Raw genomic sequence first — 18,576 nt, 5'->3', positions numbered from 1 at the left:
GGTTACGCCAGTGCAGACTGGCGTGCCTGCGCTCAGACCAGGGCTTCAGCGCTGCGAACATCAGCGGCGCCCGGCCGCACACCTGCCCGAAGCCGATGGCGCAATTTCAACACTGGCCGTTCGATGCAGTAGTAAGTCAGGCCACTGCACAAAAAAGCGACCAGCAACACAGCCAGAATGATTGCTGCATCGTACGTCCCTGACCAGAAACCGTGCAGCCAGTAAATCAGCACAAAGTGATTGAGAAACACGCCATAGCTGAGGTTGCCGAGGAACTCGTCGGCTCGGTGATACTTGAGCCTGCTCAGCCAATACACCGCCGGGATACCCAGCGCGGTGCCCAGCGTCACCTCGGCGTTGTAAGGCTGGCGTTCAATCACGCCCGCCATGATCGCCACAAACAACAGCCCGGCACTGATCGCTGTCGCGGCCACCACTACCAATCCTTTGCTGTTGGCTTTGTACAGATAGCTGCCGCACAGAAACATGAACAGAACGCCCGGCAACAAGCGATAGCCATAATAATCGGTGTTGATGTAACCGAAACACGCCAGCACAAACACGCCGACAGACAAAGCGAACGCAGCGCCGCGCCACTTGAAGACAAGGAGAAAGGGAATCACCAGGTAAAAACACATCTCCAGCCCCAACGACCACGCGGGCGGCAGAATCCACAGGCTCGAAACCCCGAACATATAGAAGCCCAGCGGCACCATGGACAGGCTCGCGGCCACGCGCGGCACCGTCAGTTCGAGGTCGGGTGCCGAACCGGGCATCAGCACATGCACCACGATGCATGATGCGATGAAATAGAACAGAAACTGCGGGTACAGGCGCAGGGCCCTGTCTAGATAGAACGATGCGATTTTACCGGTTGAGCTGTAGTTGCGCTCGATCAGCGAGGTCATGACAAAACCGCTGATGATCAGAAAAGAAATCACCGCCACCACACCGGGATTGAGCCCGGCGACGGTTACGCCCATATGCGAAACGGCAACCAGCACCGCCAACAGCAGTCGAAAAGCCCCCATTTACACCCTCAAACGTCCTTATAGTTATGGCGCGTAACCTACGATGCTTTCTCCCCGGATAACAGCAGAAAATCCACCCTTACGGGAGCTGCCGCAGACTGCGATCCGGTGATCTTGTTCTTGTTCGCAGCCTGCGGCAGCTTCTACACCAGCCGCTCGATCTTCTGATGCCGCCAGACCAGCTGGTAATACAGCGTCTGCAACACCAGCATGCTCAGATACGCCACGGGAAACGCCATCCACACGCCTTGCAAACCATATTGCGCATCGAGCCAGTACGCCGCTGGCAGTTGCACGCCGACCACGCAGATGATCGCGATGGCGACCGGCACCAGCACCGTACCACTGGCGCGCATGATGCCGCCGATGATCGCCTGAAAGCCGAACACCAGCAGGCTCCACAACATGATGTGCAGCAGATGTTCAGCCATCACCCGGGTTGGCTCTTCAGTGAGGAACAGCCCGAGCAGCCAGTGCGACAGCAGATAACCCAGCACAATCAAGCCACCGGTCAGGCACACGTTGATCAACAGTCCGGTGCGCAGAATCGGCCCCATGCGTTCCAGGCGTCCGGCACCGATGGCTTGAGCGCCAAGAATCGAGGCGGTGATCGCGATCGACAGCGCCGGGAACTGCACGTAGTTGACAATCTGCGTCACCGCCCCATACGCCGCCGTCGCCTGCGAGCCGTGTTGGTTGACCAGTGCAAGGATCACCAATTCCGAAAGCGACAGCACAATCATCTGCACCCCGGTCGGCAGACCGATGCGCAGCACCTTGCCGAGAATCGCCCCATTGAGCCGCAAAGCGGCAAAGAACTCGCGGTCCGGCGCCAGCGGATGGCCGGTGCGAATCAGCCGCCACGCCAGCCACGCCATCGCCGCCAGATTACCGGCCAGCCCCGCGTATGCCGCGCTCTGAATGCCCAGTTGCGGCAAGCCGAACCAGCCGCGAATCAACGCCGGCGTCAGCGCCAGACCGACCGACGTCGACACGATCAACGCCAACAGCGGCGACAACGTATCGCTCACCCCGCGCAGCAATTGCGTAAACAGCACAAACACCAGCAGCGACGGCAAGATCCACAGCATCACATGGGCATACGCCACCGCATCATCGAGCACATCCGCCGGCGTCCCCAGCCCGGTCAACGCTTGGCGCGCGAACACACTGCCGAGCACCGCCGCGACCAGACCGATCAGTACGCCGAGCAACAGCGTCGCCCCGGCAATCGCCTTGACCATGTGCGGCTCACGCGCGCCCCACGCCTGGCCGATCAATACGCCTGCGCCGGCACCGAGACCGATCACCAGAGCAATGAAAAAGAACACGATGGGAAACATCCCAGACACCGCCGCCAGCGCCTGAGTACCGAGCATCTGACCGATGTAGATGCTGTTGACCGTGCCCGACATCGACTGCAGAAAGTTCGATAGCACCATGGGCGCGAGGAACAACAGGTAGGTGTGCCAGAGGGGTTTGACGGCAGCGGGGGTTTGCATTGACTGGAGGTCCATCTCGACGGCGGGAGGGCTAATGAAGGATAGCTTCGGTGAGTTGCGTGTGGGGTGCAATTAACATTTCACACCGACGTTTATTGTCGGCGCCCGGCTGTGGTAAATAACCGTGCACTTCCAATTTCTTCAAAGAGGCTTTGTCCATGCCCCGCTTGCCCCACGTGCTGACCGGCACGCTCTTCGTCCTCTGCGCCGCGACCGCCCAGGCAGCCCCGACAGCCAGCCAACCGCAAGCGCTGAAACCGTTACTGGAAACACTGAACGAACGCCTGAACATCGGCGATCTCGTCGCGCTGACCAAATGGGACAGCGGCAAGCCGATTCAAGACAGCCCCCGTGAAGCGCAGGTGATCGCCAACGCCCGCACGCTGGCCAGCGAACGCAAGCTTGACCCGCAAGACGTGGCGCAACTGCTCGCCGCGCAAATGGAGGCGAACAAACTGGTGCAGTACGGTTTGCTCGCACAGTGGCAAGCCGTCGGAGCGGCGCCGGATACGCCGCGTCCGGATCTCGCCGGGCAGATTCGCCCGCAACTGGACGAACTGCAGACCCGTCTATTGCAGCAGTACGCCGAATTCACGCCCTATCGCCAAGACCCTAATTGCCCGGCATGGCTGGCCGAGGCACGCAGCGGTCTGACCAGGGATGCGCTGCATGAACTGGCGCTGACGCGTGCTACCGGGGAATTGTGTGTTCGGGTGAAGACCCCGTAATCCGGGGGATTGGCAAACATCGTTGGCGTTGATAGTCACCATCACGCCAATGAAGTTCTCATAAAAAATCCGCGGCGTAAGATCGGCTCCAGACAAACAAACAACCTTTTGGAGCACACGATCATGAAACGCCAAACCATCCTCAGCATCGCTTTCTCGGTTTTCGCAGTTAACGCTTTTGCCGCCACTCCGGCTCACACCCTGATCGCCGAAGGCGGTTCGGACAAGCTGATTGAAAGTCGTCTGGCTGAAGGGGGTTCGGATCGTCTGATCGAGCGCCGCGTTGCCGAAGGTGGCTCGGATCGTCTGATCGAGCGCCGTGTTGCCGAAGGTGGCTCGGATCGTCTGATCGAGCGCCGCGTTGCCGAAGGTGGCTCGGATCGTCTGCTCGAACGCCGCGTTGCCGAAGGTGGCTCGGATCGTCTGATCGAGCGCCGCGTTGCCGAAGGTGGTTCCGATCGCCTGATTGAGCGCCGTGTTGCTGAAGGTGGTTCCGATCGCCTGATTGAGCGCCGTGTTGCTGAAGGTGGTTCCGATCGCCTGATTGAGCGCCGCGTCGCTGAAGGTGGTTCCGATCGCCTGATTGAGCGCCGCGTCGCTGAAGGTGGTTCCGATCGCCTGATCGAGCGCCGCGTCGCATGATTGAATAGTTGTACCGCACGCCCACAAAAAAGCCCGGCCTGATCAGCCGGGCTTTTTTGCATTCAACCGGGGCTTATTGCACGGTCTTGAGCTTGACCACGTCACCGGAAATCTTGGTGGTGTAACCGGTCAGAACCCAGGCCCAGAACCAGTTTTCCTGAACTTGGGTGTTGATCATGGCGTCGCCGCCCTTGGCTTTGATCGCAGCGGTCTGGGCGCGGACGAAGCGGTTGTTCTGCTGGATCGGGATCACGCCGAACAGCAGCAGGCCGGTGGCGGTGGCTTCACTGTGGCCAACCACGGTGTATTGGCTGCTGTCGTACTGCTGGGTGTTCATCGGGGTGCCGGTGCAACCTGCCAGAACCGCACCGAACAGAGCGGCGGCGACTACTTTGCTGAAGTACTTCACGGTTTAACTCCATAGGAAAACGCCCGGGATCCGTCTCTCGGGCGGCGCACACCTTACCGAAAATGATGGCTCATTGGTATCAACCTCGACAAGTTTCATCCAGCACTTTGCTGGCAGCCCATCGACCATGTCGCATACCATGGCGTCACGCCAATCAAGACCGACATCGCCCATGCTCAAAGCCAGTCTGCGCAGCCACCTCACCCTCTGGTTTACCGGTTTGTCCCTGCTGACGCTGTTGAGCGTGGGCTTCTATGTCGGCCATATCGCCACCGAACAAATGAAACAGGCCAGTGGCAATGCCTTGCTCAACACCGCCCGTTCGGCCGCCTCGTTATTGGGCGAGCAACTGCGCGAGCGGCAACTGGAGGTTTATCTGCTCAGCCGCGCACCGCACCTGGAGCGCGGCGATCTGGACAACCCGGCGATTCTGAGATCGATGCAATTGCGCACCCAGGCCCGCAACGAATATGCGTGGATGGGCGTCACCGATGCTGAAGGTAACGTGCATCAAGCGGTCAACAATTTGCTGGTCGGGCAATCGGTACAACAGCGCCCGTGGTTCCAGGCCGGCTTGCGCGGCGAATACACCGGCGATCCCCATGAAGCCGTGCTGCTGGCCAAATTGCTGCCGGGCATGCCGAATGGCGAACCGCTGCGCTTCATCGATTTCGCTGCGCCGATTCACAATGCCGAAGGCCAGGTCATCGGCGTACTCGGTGCTCATGCGCACTGGAGCTGGGTGACGCGAATTGTCGAATCGGCGGCGTTTTCCCATAAGAATTCCGCACCGGACATCGAAGCGTTGATCGTCGATCACGACGGCAAGGTGTTGTACCCCGAAGCATTGATGGGCCAGCAACTGGCGGCGAATAATTCGCCTGCGCCGGGCTGGTCGGTGGGCGATGGCTACCTGACCAGCATGGTCACCGTGCCGACGCCATCGAGTACCGCGCTGTCGTGGTCGATTGCCGTGCGCCAACCTTTGGAAACCGCGCTGCAACCGGCACGCCTGCTGCTGTATAAATTGCTGATTCTGGGTGTCGTCGCGGCGGTGCTTTTCGGTCTGGTCGCGTATTACCTGGCGCTGTACCTGAGCCGTCCGATCGAACAGCTCGCGCGTTCGGCCAAACAGGTTCAGCGCAACGAACCCGGTGCGCGTTTTCCCCTCGAGCATCCGGTGCAGGAAATTGCCCAGCTCAGCCAGTCACTGGATGCGATGACGCAATCACTGCTCGGCAAGGAGCGCGAACTGCAGGAGGCCAACGCCTCGCTGGAAGCCACCGTCGCCCAACGCACCGCCGCCCTCACCCAGGCCAACGCCGAACTGCTCAGCCTGGCCGTTCACGATGGCTTGACCGGCGTTTACAACCGTCGGCGCTTCGACGAAAAACTCACCGAGTACACGTTGCTGTCACGGCGCACCGGGCGCCCGTTTGCGCTGCTGCTGATCGACGCCGACCACTTCAAACGGATCAACGACACCCACGGCCATGCCGTCGGTGATGACGTGCTCAAGCAGTTGGCGCAGTTGATCCAGAGCAGCCTGCGCACCACCGATTTCGTCGCCCGCTACGGCGGCGAAGAGTTCGCCGTGTTGCTCCCGGAAATCGCCCAACCCGACACCCCCGAGGTCGTTGCGGAAAAGATTCGCGTGGCCATCGCCGAAGCGCACTTCCCGGTCGTCGAGCATGTGACCGTGAGCATCGGCGTCGGCCTGGCCGATCCGGCGGACAACAGCCACAGCGCACTGATCAAGCGCGCCGACCAGCAGTTGTATCAGGCAAAAGCGGCAGGCCGAAATCAGGTGGCGTGATCAGCTCTTCTTCACTTCGCAAATGCCGTTGGCTCTGTTCTTGCCGGTGTACGAGACCCCGGCCGAGCCATCGGGGTTGATGCTCAAGGAAATGGTCACGCCCGCGCCCTTGGCTTCGAAGTAGTTGTCGTTGAATGTCTTCAGCTTGCCTTCCTTGCCATTGATGTAGATCGGCCCGCCCTCATCGGCGTGGACTTCGATCTTGCCCGGGCATGTGGCGTTGAACATCGGGATTGCGGCCTGGGCCAATCCGCTGGCGAGTAACAGCGGCGCGGCCAACATCAACAATTTCATCGTGTTGCTCCCAAGTAACGGCGGTGTGCCGGCCCTGTTAGCAATAGCGCAAATCATCCCGTCAGACCAGCGCCCTGTTGCCGCATCCGGTCTCACGTATTGGTTTTCAACTTGGTCCACAGCCGCGTGGTCAGGCGCGCAATCTTTGCCGGCAACTCTTCCACGGTGAACAGTTTTTCCAGCACGCTTTTCGGCGGGTAGATCGCTGAATCCTGCTGCACATCTGCATTGAGGAATTCATGGGCCGCCGCGTTCGGGTTGGCGTAGTGGATGCTGTTGCTGATGTTGGCGATGACTTTCGGTTCGAGCAGGTAATTCATGTACGCGTAGGCGCTTTTTTCGTGGGGCGCGCTCTTGGGCATGACCAGCATGTCGAACCATAACGTCGTGCCTTCGTCGGGAATCGAGTAAGCGATATCGATGCCGTTTTTCGCTTCCCGGGCACTCGCCGCTGCCTGAACGATATCGCCATTGAAACCAATCACCACACAGACGTTGCCGTTGGCCAGATCGCTGATGTACTTGGACGCATGGAAATACTGGATATACGGACGGATCTTCAACAACGCCTGTTCGGCCTTTTTGTAATCGTCGGGCTCATGGCTGTGCGGTGGCAGGCCCAGATAATTGAGGGTGATCGGCAACACTTGCGTCGGGTTGTCGATAAACGCCACGCCGCACTGGCTGAGTTTCTTGATGTTGTCTTCGTCGAACAACAGCTTCCATGAACGGGTGACGTCCGTAGTGCCGAAGATGGCTTTGATCTTTTCGACGTTGTAGCCGATGCCCGCGGTGCCCCACATGTACGGAAAGCCGTATTGATTGCCCGGGTCGTTGACCTGCAGTTTCTGCATCAGCACCGGGTCGAGGTTTTTCCAGTTGGGCAACTGCGAACGGTCGAGTTTCTGAATCGCCCCGGCCTTGATCAGCCGCGACAAAAAGTGGTTCGACGGGCTGACCACGTCATAACCGGTGTTGCCGGTCATCAGTTTCGACTCCAGCACTTCGTTGCTGTCGTGAATGTCGTAGGTGGTTTTAATGCCGGTGGCCTGGGTGAAATTGGCCAGGGTGTCCGGGGCGATGTAGCTGTTCCAGTTGGAGATGTTGACGGTTTCATCGGCGTAAACCGTTGCCGATGCGGCCGCGAGCACGACCGTCAGAAAAAGTGGCTGGATGCGCATGTTCTATCACCTGAGTTGAGTGGCTTTTGTTCTTGGGTAATGGGGTGAATATTCAGATTTCTGTTCTGGCCCTGACCGCCTCCACACGCATGCGCAACATTGCGCCGATGTCGAACAATGGACGCGGCGGCAACCAGCCCGGCTCGGCCCTGTGCATCACCGATTGCAGCAGCGGTGAATCGATGCCCGAGGCCAGTTCCGCCAGCAACCGTCCCCACAACGTGCCGCGCGCCACGCCGGAACCATTGCAGCCGGCGACGGCGAAAACGCCCTCCTCGACCCGATCGAAATACGCCTGACCGCTGCGGCTCGCGCTCAGGTGACCGGTCCAGGTGTATTGAATGTCCGACTCGCCGAGGAACGGAAAGCGCCGTTGCAGACCACGGACGTGATGCTGGCGGCGTAAAGTCAGTTCGCCGTTGGACAGGTCGCGCGTGCGGTATTCGGCGGTGTTGCGGATCATCACCCGACGATCCGGGGTGAGCCGCACCGTCGCCCCCAGCGGTCGGGTCGACAACACGCCCCACGGCTCAACCGCACCGATGGCCTGAAACTCCTGCTCGGTGAGGGGCCGTGTGAGGCTGGCGCTGAGTTCCATCGGGAACGTCGCGGTGTCAGCGATTCCGACCCTGGGAACAAAGGCGTTGAGGCAGACCAGCACTTGTTTCGCCTCAATGCTGCCGTCTACCGAATTGGCGCGCAGGCGTCCATGGCTCAGGCGTTCAAGACCGCTGATGTCTGTGTCCTCGTACAGCGTAATGCTGCCCGGCAAAGCGTTGAGCAAACCTTTCACGTATTTGGCCGGTTGCAGCAACGCGTTGCCTTGGCCGCACCAGATCGCCGCTTGGTAATGACGGGTACCGAGTTTTTGCGCCAACGCCGCGCCCTGAAGAAATTCCGCCCGCGCCCCAAGGGCCCGCAGCGTGGCCAGTTTGGCGTCGACGTGGTCGAGTTTGGCGCGGTCGTTGACGGCGAAGTAATAGCCGCTGTCCCGAAAGTCGCAGTCGATGGCATGCCGGGCAATGCGTTGGCGCACTTCGTCGCTGGCCGCGCGGGAAATGGCGGTATCGACTTCAAATCCGGCAAAACCCGGCTCGCCGATCAATTCGCTGTGCGCCGGGTGTTCATGGGCCACGACGAATCCCGAGTTGCGCGCCGAAGCGCCCTGCGCCGCCCGCTGCCGATCCACCACGATAATGCGCGCCTGCGGATGCAATGCGGCCAGCGTATGCGCCGCGCTGAGCCCGGTGATGCCAGCGCCGATCACCAGCCAGTCAGCCTTTTGCGCGCCGCTCAGGCGAGCGCCTTGCGGTGCGCTGCCGGCTTGCGCGATCCAGCCACATACATTTTCCATGCTCCACCTCTTTGACTGTCGTTCTGCGCCTTGCTTCTGCCCGTTCTACATGCGTGAATCGCATGCACCGCTTGAGAAGATCGCGACCAGAGCTAGAATCTATAAGGTCTTCGCCAAACCGACCAACGCTATAAAATCATCGAGCCATTCGGAAAACGCATGGATAACATTCGTCACATGCCCTCCCTGCCAGCCTTGCAGACGCTGGTTGAAGTCGCCCGTTGCGCCAGCTTCACCAGCGCTGCGCAGACCCTGTGCCTGACGCAAAGCGCGGTGAGCCGGCAAATCCAGCAACTGGAAAACCACTTCAAGGTGGCCCTGTTCATGCGTACCAGCCGCAGCCTGCGCCTGACCCCGGAAGGCGAACTGGTACTGGCCAGCGCCCGCAGCATCCTTGAGCAACTGAAAACCCTCGAAGAACGCCTCGCGCCACAAAAGCGCCCGTTTCGCATCCGCATGCATGTGTCGCTGGCGGTGCGCTGGTTACTGCCCAAGCTCAGCGATTTCTATCTGCGCCACCCGGAAATATCGCTAGCGATTGAAACAGTGGCGACTGAAGTGGTGGAGCCGGCGAGCGACAGCGATGCCTACATTCTTTACCTGCCACAGCCATCGAGCGACGCGGCGTGCCTGACGCTGTTCGAGGAAACCCTGGTGCCGGTGTGCTCGCCGAATCTGGCCCATGCACCGCGCTCGATCGAAGAATTGCAGCGCTTTGCCTTGCTGCACCGCTCGGCGGATCGTCAGGCGTGGATCGAATGGCTGGCGGCCAACGACGGTAAGCCGCTGGAGGATTACCGGCACATTCCGTTCAATCTGGATGAGTTGGCGCTGGACGCGGCCGCACGCGGCTTGGGCGTGGCGGTGACTGACATGACGCTGGCAGCGGAGTCGATCGAGCGTGGCGTGTTGCGGGTGCCGTTTGGCGAGCCGTTGAAGACTGGAGGGGTTTACGCGTTGTGCCCGCAGCCGGGCTCGGCGGCGCATCCGGGGTGCAGTTCAGTCATGCAGTGGTTTGCCGATCAGGCTCAGACTTGAGCCGCAGTTTTATGGCGCAGTGGCTTGAAAGCTCTGCAGATAGGCCAGCAAGTTTTCCACCTTCTCCTCGTCACTCAGCCCCCAGAAAATCATCCGTGTGCCGGGCACTACGCCTTTCGGGTCTTTCAGGTACGCGATCAGCGTTTCGCGATTCCAGGTCAGTCCTGAGTTTTTCATCGCATCGGAATACACATAGTTCGCCGAGGTGCCGGCCGGTCGGCCGATGATGCCGTTGAGTTGCGGGCCGAAACCCGGTCGCGCCGACTCGCCGACCTGATGGCAGCCACCGCACAGACGCGGGAAGATTTTCGCCCCGGCTGCGGGGTCGCCCGCCGCGTGAGTGAGCGGGCTGAACAGCGCGGCGGTTAGCGTCAGGGCGAGGGACAGGCGTGCGGTGTTGTTCATCGAAGGTTCCGGATCGGCGTGAATCGGGCGGCGCAAGGGTAGCATTTGTTTTTACAGGTAAGCGCCGATGATCTGCCTGACCGTGGTCAAGGCCTGGCGCAGAACCGCCATGTCCACCGAACCCAGCGCCAGGCGAATCGCATGGGGCACATGCGCCGATACGGAAAACGGCTCGGCGGTGGTGACGGAAATCTGCTCGTGCATCAACGCCACCACGATCTGATCGGCGCGCACATCTTCTGGCAATGGCAACCACAGAAAATACGAAACCGGATGGCCGATGTACGGCAATCCCTTCAGCACCTTGGCCGCCAGTGCTTGCCGTGCCTTTGCATCGTTGCGTTTCTGCTCTTCCAGCACGCTGACCGTGCCGTCATCGAGCCAGCCACAGGCAATGGCCGTCATCACGCCGGGGGTGTTCCAGGTCGTGGCGCGGATGATGCGTTCCAGCGCCGGCACTGAAGGTTCAGGCGCGGCGATGAAGCCGACGCGCAAACCGGTGGCGATGTTCTTCGAAAGGCCGGACACGTACACGGTGCGCTCCGGCGCCAATTGCACCAACGGAGGCGGTGGATTTTCTACGAGAAACGCGTAGGCCGCGTCTTCGATGATGGTCAGATCATGCTGTCGGGCAATCGCCACCAACTGTTCGCGCGCCGCTAACGGCATCACCCAACCCAACGGATTGTGCAGGGTCGGCATGCTGTACACGGCGCGCACCGAGCGGCTGCGGCAGAGTTTTTCCAGCGCCTGCAGATCCGGCCCGTGCGCGCCGACCGGGATCGCCACGACCTCCAGATGCAGCGCCTCAGCCAGCACTTTGAAACCGGAATAGGTCAGCGCATCGGCAGCAATCACATCACCGGGTTTGAGCAACGCCATCAACGTCACCGCCAACCCTTGCTGGGCGCCGTTGACGATCAGCACTTGCGCGGCATCGACCTGCACGCCGCGCGCGAGCAGATGCCGCGCCACCGAAGCACGCTCATGGGCGCGACCGGCGTGGGGCTGATATCGCAGCAGCGCTTCCAGGTCCCCGGACAACGCCAGTTGCCGCAACGCTGTGCGCAATAACTCTGCCTGACCGGGCAACGACGGGTAGTTGAAGTTGAGGTCGATCATGCCCACCGCGACGTCTTTCTGATCGATGCCCTGCCCCGGCGACAACACGGTTTCGCGCACGAAGGTGCCGCGCCCGGTTTCGCCGCTGACCAGCCCCATCGCTTCCAGCTCGGCATAGACCCGCGACGCAGTGACCAGCGCCAGCCCCTCCTGCGCCGCCAGTTGCCGGTGGGTCGGCAAGCGCGTGCCCGGCGCCAGACGCCCGCAGCGAATGTCTGCCGCGTAGGCATCCACGATGGTCTTGTAGCGCGAACGCGGCATGCGAGATGTATCCATGACAATTTTTTGATTGTGCTGATTCTCGACCCTAGGATGATCACAACGCAACCCCACTGCCGAGCGCGATCAGACATGGAAAGAACCTCGACCCTGAAACCCCCGATCCGGGAAAAAACCAGTGGCTGGATCAACGGTTTTATCGGCGTGGTGATTTTCAGCGGCTCGTTGCCGGCCACGCGGCTGGCAGTGCTGGAATTCGATCCGGTGTTTCTCACGGTGCTGCGTGCGGCCATCGCCGGCGTGCTGGCCGTGGCCTTGCTGTGGCTGTTTCGCGAACGGCGCCCGGCGCGCAATCAGTGGTTGTCGTTGCTGATCGTGGCGCTCGGTGTGGTGCTCGGCTTTCCGTTGCTGACGGCATTGGCCCTGCAACACGTGACGTCGGCGCATTCGATTGTGTTCGTCGGATTATTGCCCTTGGCCACGGCGATTTTCGGCGTGCTGCGTGGCGGCGAGCGTCCACGGCCGGTGTTCTGGATGTTTTCCGTGCTGGGCAGTGCGCTGGTGGTGGGCTACGCGGTCTCTCAGGGGCTGACCGCCTCGCCCACCGGCGACTTGCTGATGCTCGCAGCGATTGTGGCCTGCGGCCTCGGCTATGCCGAAGGCGCGAAGCTGTCGCGCAGCCTCGGCGGCTGGCAGGTGATTTGCTGGGCGCTGGTGTTGGCGTTGCCGTTGATGGCGCTGTCGAGTGTGTGGCTGGCGCCCGCCTCGTTCGGCCAGATCAGCCTGTCGGCGTGGCTGTGTCTGGCGTATGTGTCGTTGTTCAGCATGCTGATCGGGTTTGTGTTCTGGTATCGCGGTCTGGCCCAGGGCGGGATCGCCGCGGTCGGTCAGTTGCAGTTGCTGCAACCGTTTTTCGGTCTGGCATTGGCGGCGACCTTGCTGCACGAACAGGTCAGCCTCGGCATGCTCGCGGTGACCTTGGGTGTGATCGTGTGCGTGGCCGGGGCGAAGAGATTCGCCAAATGACCTTCAGGAACCGGCTTTCCATTCCCGTGGACTGAGGCCGGTCTTGCGCCGAAACGCCCGGGCCAGCGCCGACGGACTTTCGTAGCCGACTTCCTCGGCAATCAGCGCAATCGGCTTGCCTTCGCGCAAACGCTTCTGCGCCAGACTGACCCGCCAGCTCAGCAGATAATCCGCGGGTGTCTGCCCGACCACGCGGCGAAACTGCTCGGCAAAACTGGCGCGGGACATGTTCGCCAGCGTCGCCAGTTCGGCCACGCTCCACGGCGTTTGCGGCTGCTCATGCATCGAATTCAAGGCCCGCGATAAACGTGCATCGGCCAGCCCGGCGATCATCCCCGGTTGCTGTTCACGGCTGCTGATCAGATGACGCAACAGCAAAATCACCAGCAGTTCGAACAGCCGATCCATCACCGCCATCCGCCCGCAATGCCCTTCGAAAGCTTCCCTGAACAACCATTCGACCGTGCTCGCCAACTCGGGGATTTCAGTCAGTTTCAGCACCAGATAATCCGGCAACGCGGCGGCCAGGGCATTGCCTGAACCACCGTCAAAGGTCAGCGTTGCGCACACCACCTGGCTGTGCATGGCTTCGTCGGCAAACATCCGATGGGCAAACGGTCGGGGAAAGAAAATCAGCGACGGTTCGGTCAGACGGATCTCACGTTCGTTACCCGGCTTGACCAGCAGTTCACCCGCTTGCAACAGATGCACATGGCCGGCGGGTTCGCCCTCGTGCACGGCGACACCGCAGAACGTGCCGCTGTGAAAGGTTCCGGCGTTCACGCCAAAATGGCTGAGCAAGGTGGATAAACGATCCATGGCTGACTCCCGTCGACATATCTGGACGATCTGTCGCATATCCTCGACGATTTGCCGCCAAAGCGCTACTCGCGATGCCTACCATTCACTCCATCGCCGGCGCACTTCGCACCGGACTTTCGGAGCATCACCATGAGCCGCATCAACACCATCAACCTCGACACCACCACCGACGCCACCCGCACTGTGCTGGAAGGCGTGAAAAAGAAAATCGGCTTCCTGCCGAATCTGTTCGCGACACTGGCTACAGCGCCGGTTGCCCTCGACACCTATGTGCAAGCCTCGGCGATCCTCGGCAAGACCTCGCTGAGCGCCCAGCAAAAAGAAGCGGTGTACCTCGCCACGTCTCAGGTCAACGGTTGCGACTACTGCCTGGCGGCGCACACCTTGTTTGCCGGCAAGTCGGGGCTGTCGGCGCAGGACATCGTCGCGGCGCGTCAGGGCGAACTCAATGCGTACGCCGCCCTCGCCCGCCAACTGACCGAGAGCCGTGGTCACCTGAGCGACACGCAGATCGCTGCCGCCCGCGCCGCCGGTATCGATGACTTGAAAATCATCGAAGTGATTGCCTTGGTGGCGGTTCAGACCCTGACCAATTATCTGAACAACACCGCGCTGACGGACATTGATTTCCCGGCCATCGACGCTTGATAAACGCCTGTATCGAAACGGTGGCGAGGGAGCGTGCTCTCTCGCCACAAATCGTTTGGCCGTGCCATGATGTTCACAGGCTCGAATCGTGTGCGTTGCCAACCAAGGTCTGGTGCTCTGAAACCAAACACCACGCGCGCGGGTCTTTTTTCACAGGCTGACGTCAGGAAAGACCCGACCCCCTATGACAAACTGGTTGCAAGACAACGGCGAGATGGCCGAACAGATACGCAGGCACGACTGGGCGAGCACGCCCCTCGGCCCGTTGGAACACTGGCCGGATGTACTCAAGACCACCGTCTCGCTCTGTCTCGCTTCGCATTTTCCTCAGGCGATTGTCTGGGGCCCTGAACTGATCACTCTCTTCAACGACGCGTTCAGGCCGATCCTCGGCAACAAACCGCAGGCGCTCGGGCGTCCTTTCAGTACAGTCTGGCAAGAAGCCTGGCGCGAGATCAGCCCGATTGCCGAGGCTGCGTTTGCCGGCAAAGCCACCTATATCGAAAACTTTCCTCTGGTGGTGGACCGCGGCGCGGGCCCGGAACAGGCATATTTCACGTTTTGCTACAGCCCGATTCGCGACTCCCAAGGCCACATCGTCGGCCTGCTCGACACTGTGACCGAAACCACTCAAACCGTTTTTCTCAACCAGCGCCTCGCTGTGCTGGAGGCGATCGGCAACGCGGTGACCAACGCCAGCGACGCCGAGGCGATTCTCGCCGCGAGCACGCGCCTGATGGTCGAGCACCTTAACCTGTCCAATTGCGCCTATGCCGACATGGATGCCGACGAGGACGGCTTCACCATTCGCGGCGACTTTGCCGCGGCGGGCTCGCCAAGCATCGTCGGGCACTACAGCTTGCGCGACTTCGGCGAGAAAGCCGTGACCCTGCTGCACGCCGGCCAGCCGTTGATCATCCACGACAACCGCACCGAACTGCCGCCCGAGGAATCGGCGACATTCCAGGCCATCGGCCTCACCGCGACCATTTGCATGCCGCTGATCAAGCAAGGCCGGTTGACCGCGCTGATGGCCATTCACGACAAGCAACCACGCGCCTGGTCGCGGTTCGAACAGGCGCTGTTGAGTGAAGTGACCGAACGCTGCTGGGCGCACATCGAGCGCGTGCGCGCCGACGCCGAAGTGCGTCAGGGCCTGCTGGCGCTGGAGGAACTCAATGCCACGCTGGAGCAGCGGGTCGAGGAGCGCAGCGTGCGCCTGGCCCATGCCGAATCGGCGTTGCGCCAGTCGCAGAAACTCGAAGCCATCGGCCAGCTCACCGGCGGCGTGGCCCATGACTTCAACAACCTGCTGACGATCATTCGTTCCTCGGTGGACTTCCTGCGGCTGCCGAACCTCTCCGACGAGCGCCGCCAGCGCTACATGCGCGCAGTGTCCGATACGGTCGAACGCGCGGCGAAACTGACCAGCCAACTGCTCGCCTTCGCCCGTCGTCAGCCGTTGAACCCGGAAGTCGTCGATGCCGGTGAGCGGCTGGCGAACATTGGCGAAATGCTCGAATCAGTGACTGGCGCGCAGATTCATATCAGCGTCGAGCGTCCGGATCAGCCGTGCTATATCCGCGCCGACCTGAGCCAGTTCGAGACCGCGCTGATCAACATTGCCCTCAACGCCCGCGATGCCATGGACGGTCAGGGTCTGCTGAAGCTGCGACTGGAAGGCGGCAAACCGTTGCCGGCGATTCGTGCGCATGCCGGTTCACGCAGTCCGTTCGTGGCAATTACCCTGACCGACAACGGCACCGGCATCGACGCAAAAACCCTCGAGCATATTTTCGAACCGTTCTTCACTACCAAGGATGTCGGCAAAGGCACCGGCCTTGGGTTGTCGCAGGTGTTCGGCTTCGCCAAGCAGTCGGGCGGTAACGTCGATGTATCCAGCGTGGTTGGCGAGGGCACGGTGTTTACGCTCTACCTGCCGCAAATCAGCGCCAGCGTGGTCGCAGCGCCGGAAGACATCGAAATCAAGGAGACGCCAACGGCGGATATCCGCCGTCGGGTGCTGGTGGTCGAGGACAATCTCGATGTCGGCCGTTTCGCCCAGCAGATCCTTGAGGATCTGGGTTACGAAACCACTTGGGCGACCAACGCCGAAGAAGCGTTGCAACTGGTGGGCGCCGATGCCATGGCGTTCGATGCGGTGTTTTCCGACGTGGTGATGCCGGGGATCAGCGGCGTCGCGCTGGCCAAAGAGCTGCGCCAGCGACGCCCGGACCTGCCGGTGGTGCTGACCTCGGGCTACAGCGAAGAACTGGCGCGCAGCGGTTACGAAGGTTACGACTTTCTGCCCAAGCCCTACTCCGCCGATCAGGTCTCGCGCATCCTCGGCAAGACCTGGCTCAAGGGCTGATCGGCGCCCGACTCAGTCGTGATCGACACCGGCGCGCTTGAGCAACTTCTTGCAGCGCTCCGACAGATGAAACACTTGCACATGCTTGCCGGCCTTGGCGTAGCGTTCACGCAGGGTTTTCAACGCGGCGATCGCCGAGTAATCGACGAAGCTCAAGTGGCGACAGTCCAGCGTGACCTTTTGCGGGTCGTTGGCCGGGTCGAACTGGTTGAGAAACGGCGTGGTCGAGGCGAAGAACAGCGTGCCGTGCAGGCGATAGAGTTTGCTGCCGTCGCTCTCCAGATGCTCATCGGCGTACAACTCGCGGGCTTGCTGCCAGGCGAAGTTGAGCGCAGCGATGATGATCCCGCACAGCACCGCCGTGGCCAGATCGGTGAACACGGTGATCGTGGTCACGGCGATGATCACCAGCACATCGTTGAGCGGAACCTTGTTCGCCACCCGCAGCGACGCCCAGGCGAAGGTCTGCTGCGACACTACGAACATCACGCCGACCAATGCGGCCAGCGGAATGCGCTCGATCAGCGGTGACAGAAACAAAATGAACAACAGAATCAGCACGCCCGCGACCACCCCGGACAAACGCCCGCGACCACCGGAACTGAGGTTGATCACGGTCTGGCCGATCATCGCGCAACCGCCCATGCCACCGAACGCGCCGGACACCACGTTCGCCGCACCGAGCGCCACGCATTCGCGATCCGGGTAGCCACGGGTTTCGGTGATTTCATCGGTGAGGTTCAGGGTCAGCAAGGTTTCCAGCAGACCGACCAGCGCCATCAGAATCGCGTACGGGGCGATGATGCGCAGGGTGTCCAGGTTCCACGGAATGTCCGGCAGCGCGAACGTCGGCAGGCCGCCGGCAATGTGCGCCATGTCGCCGAGGGTGCGGGTCGGCAGGCCGAACAGGTAGACCAGCAAGCCAACGCCAAGGATCGCCACCAGTGCCGGCGGCACCGCTTTGGTCAGGCGCGGCAGAATGTAGACGATGGCCATGGTCAGCGCCACCAGACCGGTCATCAGGTACAACGGCGTGCCGCTGAGCCAGTCCTCACCGCTCTTGAAATGCTCCAGTTGCGCCAGCGCAATGATGATCGCCAGGCCATTGACGAAGCCGAGCATCACCGGGTGCGGCACCATGCGCACCAGTTTGCCCAGGCGCAGCAGCCCGAACGCCATCATGATCAGACCGCCGAGCAGCACCGTCGCCAGCAGATACTGCACGCCCTGTTGCACCACCAGCGCGACAATGACCACGGCCATCGAACCTGCGGCACCGGAGACCATCCCCGGCCGGCCGCCGAACAATGCGGTCAGTGTGCAAATGATGAAAGCGCCGTACAGGCCCATCAGCGGATTGAGGTGCGCCACCAGCGCGAACGCAATGCATTCGGGCAACAGGGCAAACGAGGTGGTGAGTCCGGCCAGGACATCGGCGCGCAGACGTTTCGGTTTCATGGCTTACCTGACTGAGCGGCCGACGAGTACGGCCGCAGGTGTTCGGGGAAAAGAGGGTTGCGGATGTTACGGAATTGTTCAGGATCGGGCCAGTGAACGCTGACACTTGTCGGCTCGGGCTTTATGCTGGCGCGCTCCTCTGGTCATTGAGTTCGACATGTCTGCATTTCTGACGTCCCGCGAGGTGTGCCAGCGTTTGCGTGAAGCGGCACTCGGAGTGCTCGCGTTCAAAGTCTGCGAAGCACCCGTCGAGACCGCAATGGTCACAGTCGATATCGACGGCTGGCGCCTGCTGCTGGATTTTGCCGGGGGGCAATTACATCACTGTGAATATGCCCGCAGCGGCGATGGACAAGAAGGCTCGCTAGAACACTGGCAGCGTTTTGGCACCGACCCGGTAAGTTTGCTCAGTACCTGGGAACTGGCGCAGATCGAGCACTTGCTCAACGTGCAAGCGAACGAGGTTGCTCAATGATGGCACTCTGCCCATAATTCGCGCCCTCCTCTATT

Annotated in this window: 18 protein-coding genes; 8 read left to right on the top strand and 10 right to left on the bottom strand. The window is 61.2% G+C overall.

Features of this window, described 5'->3' with window-relative positions; translation table 11 throughout:
• Window positions 1-32: 32 nt before the first annotated feature.
• Together CQ009_RS22055 and CQ009_RS22050 are read right to left on the bottom strand one after the other, a co-directional pair.
• Window positions 33-1,031, bottom strand: coding sequence for an acyltransferase (locus CQ009_RS22055; RefSeq protein ID WP_105708715.1), 999 nt, complete (start codon window positions 1,029-1,031; stop codon window positions 33-35).
• 143 nt (window positions 1,032-1,174) lie between these two features.
• Window positions 1,175-2,533: an MATE family efflux transporter gene (locus CQ009_RS22050; protein WP_064390623.1), complete on the bottom strand. Its 1,359-nt coding sequence runs from the start codon at window positions 2,531-2,533 to the stop codon at window positions 1,175-1,177.
• A gap of 158 nt (window positions 2,534-2,691) precedes the next feature.
• Between CQ009_RS22050 and CQ009_RS22045 the strand changes: the two genes are divergently transcribed.
• A complete protein-coding gene (locus tag CQ009_RS22045) occupies window positions 2,692-3,261 on the top strand; it encodes a chorismate mutase (protein WP_105708714.1) in 570 nt (189 codons plus the stop codon).
• Window positions 3,262-3,384: 123 nt separating this feature from the next.
• Window positions 3,385-3,903 (top strand): phage infection protein, encoded by a 519-nt coding sequence (locus CQ009_RS22040; RefSeq protein ID WP_105708713.1) that lies wholly within the window; start codon window positions 3,385-3,387, stop codon window positions 3,901-3,903.
• Window positions 3,904-3,976: 73 nt separating this feature from the next.
• Here the strand turns inward: CQ009_RS22040 and CQ009_RS22035 are convergent, their stop codons facing one another.
• A complete protein-coding gene (locus CQ009_RS22035) occupies window positions 3,977-4,312 on the bottom strand; it encodes a hypothetical protein (protein WP_064390626.1) in 336 nt (111 codons plus the stop codon).
• Window positions 4,313-4,484: 172 nt separating this feature from the next.
• Between CQ009_RS22035 and CQ009_RS22030 the strand changes: the two genes are divergently transcribed.
• The gene (locus CQ009_RS22030; RefSeq protein WP_105708712.1) at window positions 4,485-6,128 is read left to right on the top strand and encodes a sensor domain-containing diguanylate cyclase; all 1,644 of its coding nucleotides are present in this window, start codon (window positions 4,485-4,487) and stop codon (window positions 6,126-6,128) included.
• On the opposite strand, the gene CQ009_RS22025 is transcribed toward CQ009_RS22030, so the two are convergent.
• From CQ009_RS22025 to CQ009_RS22015, 3 genes are all read right to left on the bottom strand, one after another.
• Window positions 6,129-6,422 (bottom strand): hypothetical protein, encoded by a 294-nt coding sequence (locus CQ009_RS22025; RefSeq protein WP_105708711.1) that lies wholly within the window; start codon window positions 6,420-6,422, stop codon window positions 6,129-6,131.
• Between the two features lie 92 nt (window positions 6,423-6,514).
• Entirely contained in the window at window positions 6,515-7,603 is a 1,089-nt protein-coding gene (locus tag CQ009_RS22020; RefSeq protein ID WP_064390629.1) for a polyamine ABC transporter substrate-binding protein, read from the bottom strand.
• Window positions 7,604-7,655: 52 nt separating this feature from the next.
• Window positions 7,656-8,957 carry an FAD-binding oxidoreductase gene (locus CQ009_RS22015; protein WP_105708710.1) on the bottom strand — a complete coding sequence of 434 codons (1,302 nt, stop codon included), beginning with the start codon at window positions 8,955-8,957 and terminating at the stop codon, window positions 7,656-7,658.
• 159 nt (window positions 8,958-9,116) lie between these two features.
• Between CQ009_RS22015 and CQ009_RS22010 the strand changes: the two genes are divergently transcribed.
• Window positions 9,117-9,995, top strand: coding sequence for a LysR substrate-binding domain-containing protein (locus CQ009_RS22010; protein WP_105708709.1), 879 nt, complete (start codon window positions 9,117-9,119; stop codon window positions 9,993-9,995).
• A gap of 9 nt (window positions 9,996-10,004) precedes the next feature.
• Here CQ009_RS22010 and CQ009_RS22005 read toward each other — a convergent pair whose 3' ends face one another.
• Both CQ009_RS22005 and CQ009_RS22000 read right to left on the bottom strand, forming a co-directional pair.
• Complete coding sequence (locus tag CQ009_RS22005; protein ID WP_105708708.1) at window positions 10,005-10,400, bottom strand: cytochrome c family protein; 396 nt, start codon at window positions 10,398-10,400, stop codon at window positions 10,005-10,007.
• 51 nt (window positions 10,401-10,451) lie between these two features.
• Window positions 10,452-11,783, bottom strand: coding sequence for a PLP-dependent aminotransferase family protein (locus CQ009_RS22000; protein ID WP_105708707.1), 1,332 nt, complete (start codon window positions 11,781-11,783; stop codon window positions 10,452-10,454).
• Between the two features lie 90 nt (window positions 11,784-11,873).
• Between CQ009_RS22000 and CQ009_RS21995 the strand changes: the two genes are divergently transcribed.
• Window positions 11,874-12,767, top strand: a complete 894-nt coding sequence (locus tag CQ009_RS21995; RefSeq protein WP_105708706.1) for a DMT family transporter — start codon at window positions 11,874-11,876, stop codon at window positions 12,765-12,767.
• 3 nt (window positions 12,768-12,770) lie between these two features.
• Here the strand turns inward: CQ009_RS21995 and CQ009_RS21990 are convergent, their stop codons facing one another.
• A complete protein-coding gene (locus CQ009_RS21990; protein ID WP_105708705.1) occupies window positions 12,771-13,586 on the bottom strand; it encodes an AraC family transcriptional regulator in 816 nt (271 codons plus the stop codon).
• 132 nt (window positions 13,587-13,718) lie between these two features.
• On the opposite strand from CQ009_RS21990, the gene CQ009_RS21985 reads away from it, so the two are divergent.
• Together CQ009_RS21985 and CQ009_RS21980 are read left to right on the top strand one after the other, a co-directional pair.
• On the top strand, window positions 13,719-14,237 hold the full coding sequence (locus CQ009_RS21985) for a carboxymuconolactone decarboxylase family protein (protein ID WP_105708704.1): 519 nt from the start codon (window positions 13,719-13,721) through the stop codon (window positions 14,235-14,237).
• Between the two features lie 184 nt (window positions 14,238-14,421).
• Window positions 14,422-16,608 carry a GAF domain-containing protein gene (locus tag CQ009_RS21980; protein WP_105708703.1) on the top strand — a complete coding sequence of 729 codons (2,187 nt, stop codon included), beginning with the start codon at window positions 14,422-14,424 and terminating at the stop codon, window positions 16,606-16,608.
• A 12-nt stretch (window positions 16,609-16,620) separates the two neighbouring features.
• Here CQ009_RS21980 and CQ009_RS21975 read toward each other — a convergent pair whose 3' ends face one another.
• Window positions 16,621-18,066: a SulP family inorganic anion transporter gene (locus CQ009_RS21975; protein WP_064390638.1), complete on the bottom strand. Its 1,446-nt coding sequence runs from the start codon at window positions 18,064-18,066 to the stop codon at window positions 16,621-16,623.
• A 157-nt stretch (window positions 18,067-18,223) separates the two neighbouring features.
• Between CQ009_RS21975 and CQ009_RS21970 the strand changes: the two genes are divergently transcribed.
• Window positions 18,224-18,541, top strand: coding sequence for a hypothetical protein (locus CQ009_RS21970; protein WP_105708702.1), 318 nt, complete (start codon window positions 18,224-18,226; stop codon window positions 18,539-18,541).
• Window positions 18,542-18,576 lie beyond the last annotated feature (35 nt).

Origin of the sequence: Pseudomonas sp. MYb2 (assembly GCF_002979955.1) — a bacterium.
Classification (GTDB): domain Bacteria; phylum Pseudomonadota; class Gammaproteobacteria; order Pseudomonadales; family Pseudomonadaceae; genus Aquipseudomonas.
The sequence above is the reverse complement of the archived record's forward strand: the minus strand, read 5'-3'. Positions and strand labels throughout refer to the sequence as shown.

Coding starts and splice junctions, on each gene's coding strand:
- CQ009_RS22055 (WP_105708715.1), bottom strand. CDS start 1,031: ATGGGGGCTTTTCGACTGCTGTTGGCGGTGCTGGTTGCCGTTTCGCAT.
- CQ009_RS22050 (WP_064390623.1), bottom strand. CDS start 2,533: ATGCAAACCCCCGCTGCCGTCAAACCCCTCTGGCACACCTACCTGTTG.
- CQ009_RS22045 (WP_105708714.1), top strand. CDS start 2,692: ATGCCCCGCTTGCCCCACGTGCTGACCGGCACGCTCTTCGTCCTCTGC.
- CQ009_RS22040 (WP_105708713.1), top strand. CDS start 3,385: ATGAAACGCCAAACCATCCTCAGCATCGCTTTCTCGGTTTTCGCAGTT.
- CQ009_RS22030 (WP_105708712.1), top strand. CDS start 4,485: ATGCTCAAAGCCAGTCTGCGCAGCCACCTCACCCTCTGGTTTACCGGT.
- CQ009_RS22025 (WP_105708711.1), bottom strand. CDS start 6,422: ATGAAATTGTTGATGTTGGCCGCGCCGCTGTTACTCGCCAGCGGATTG.
- CQ009_RS22020 (WP_064390629.1), bottom strand. CDS start 7,603: ATGCGCATCCAGCCACTTTTTCTGACGGTCGTGCTCGCGGCCGCATCG.
- CQ009_RS22015 (WP_105708710.1), bottom strand. CDS start 8,957: ATGGAAAATGTATGTGGCTGGATCGCGCAAGCCGGCAGCGCACCGCAA.
- CQ009_RS22010 (WP_105708709.1), top strand. CDS start 9,117: ATGGATAACATTCGTCACATGCCCTCCCTGCCAGCCTTGCAGACGCTG.
- CQ009_RS22005 (WP_105708708.1), bottom strand. CDS start 10,400: ATGAACAACACCGCACGCCTGTCCCTCGCCCTGACGCTAACCGCCGCG.
- CQ009_RS22000 (WP_105708707.1), bottom strand. CDS start 11,783: ATGCCGCGTTCGCGCTACAAGACCATCGTGGATGCCTACGCGGCAGAC.
- CQ009_RS21995 (WP_105708706.1), top strand. CDS start 11,874: ATGGAAAGAACCTCGACCCTGAAACCCCCGATCCGGGAAAAAACCAGT.
- CQ009_RS21990 (WP_105708705.1), bottom strand. CDS start 13,586: ATGGATCGTTTATCCACCTTGCTCAGCCATTTTGGCGTGAACGCCGGA.
- CQ009_RS21985 (WP_105708704.1), top strand. CDS start 13,719: ATGAGCCGCATCAACACCATCAACCTCGACACCACCACCGACGCCACC.
- CQ009_RS21980 (WP_105708703.1), top strand. CDS start 14,422: ATGACAAACTGGTTGCAAGACAACGGCGAGATGGCCGAACAGATACGC.
- CQ009_RS21975 (WP_064390638.1), bottom strand. CDS start 18,066: ATGAAACCGAAACGTCTGCGCGCCGATGTCCTGGCCGGACTCACCACC.
- CQ009_RS21970 (WP_105708702.1), top strand. CDS start 18,224: ATGTCTGCATTTCTGACGTCCCGCGAGGTGTGCCAGCGTTTGCGTGAA.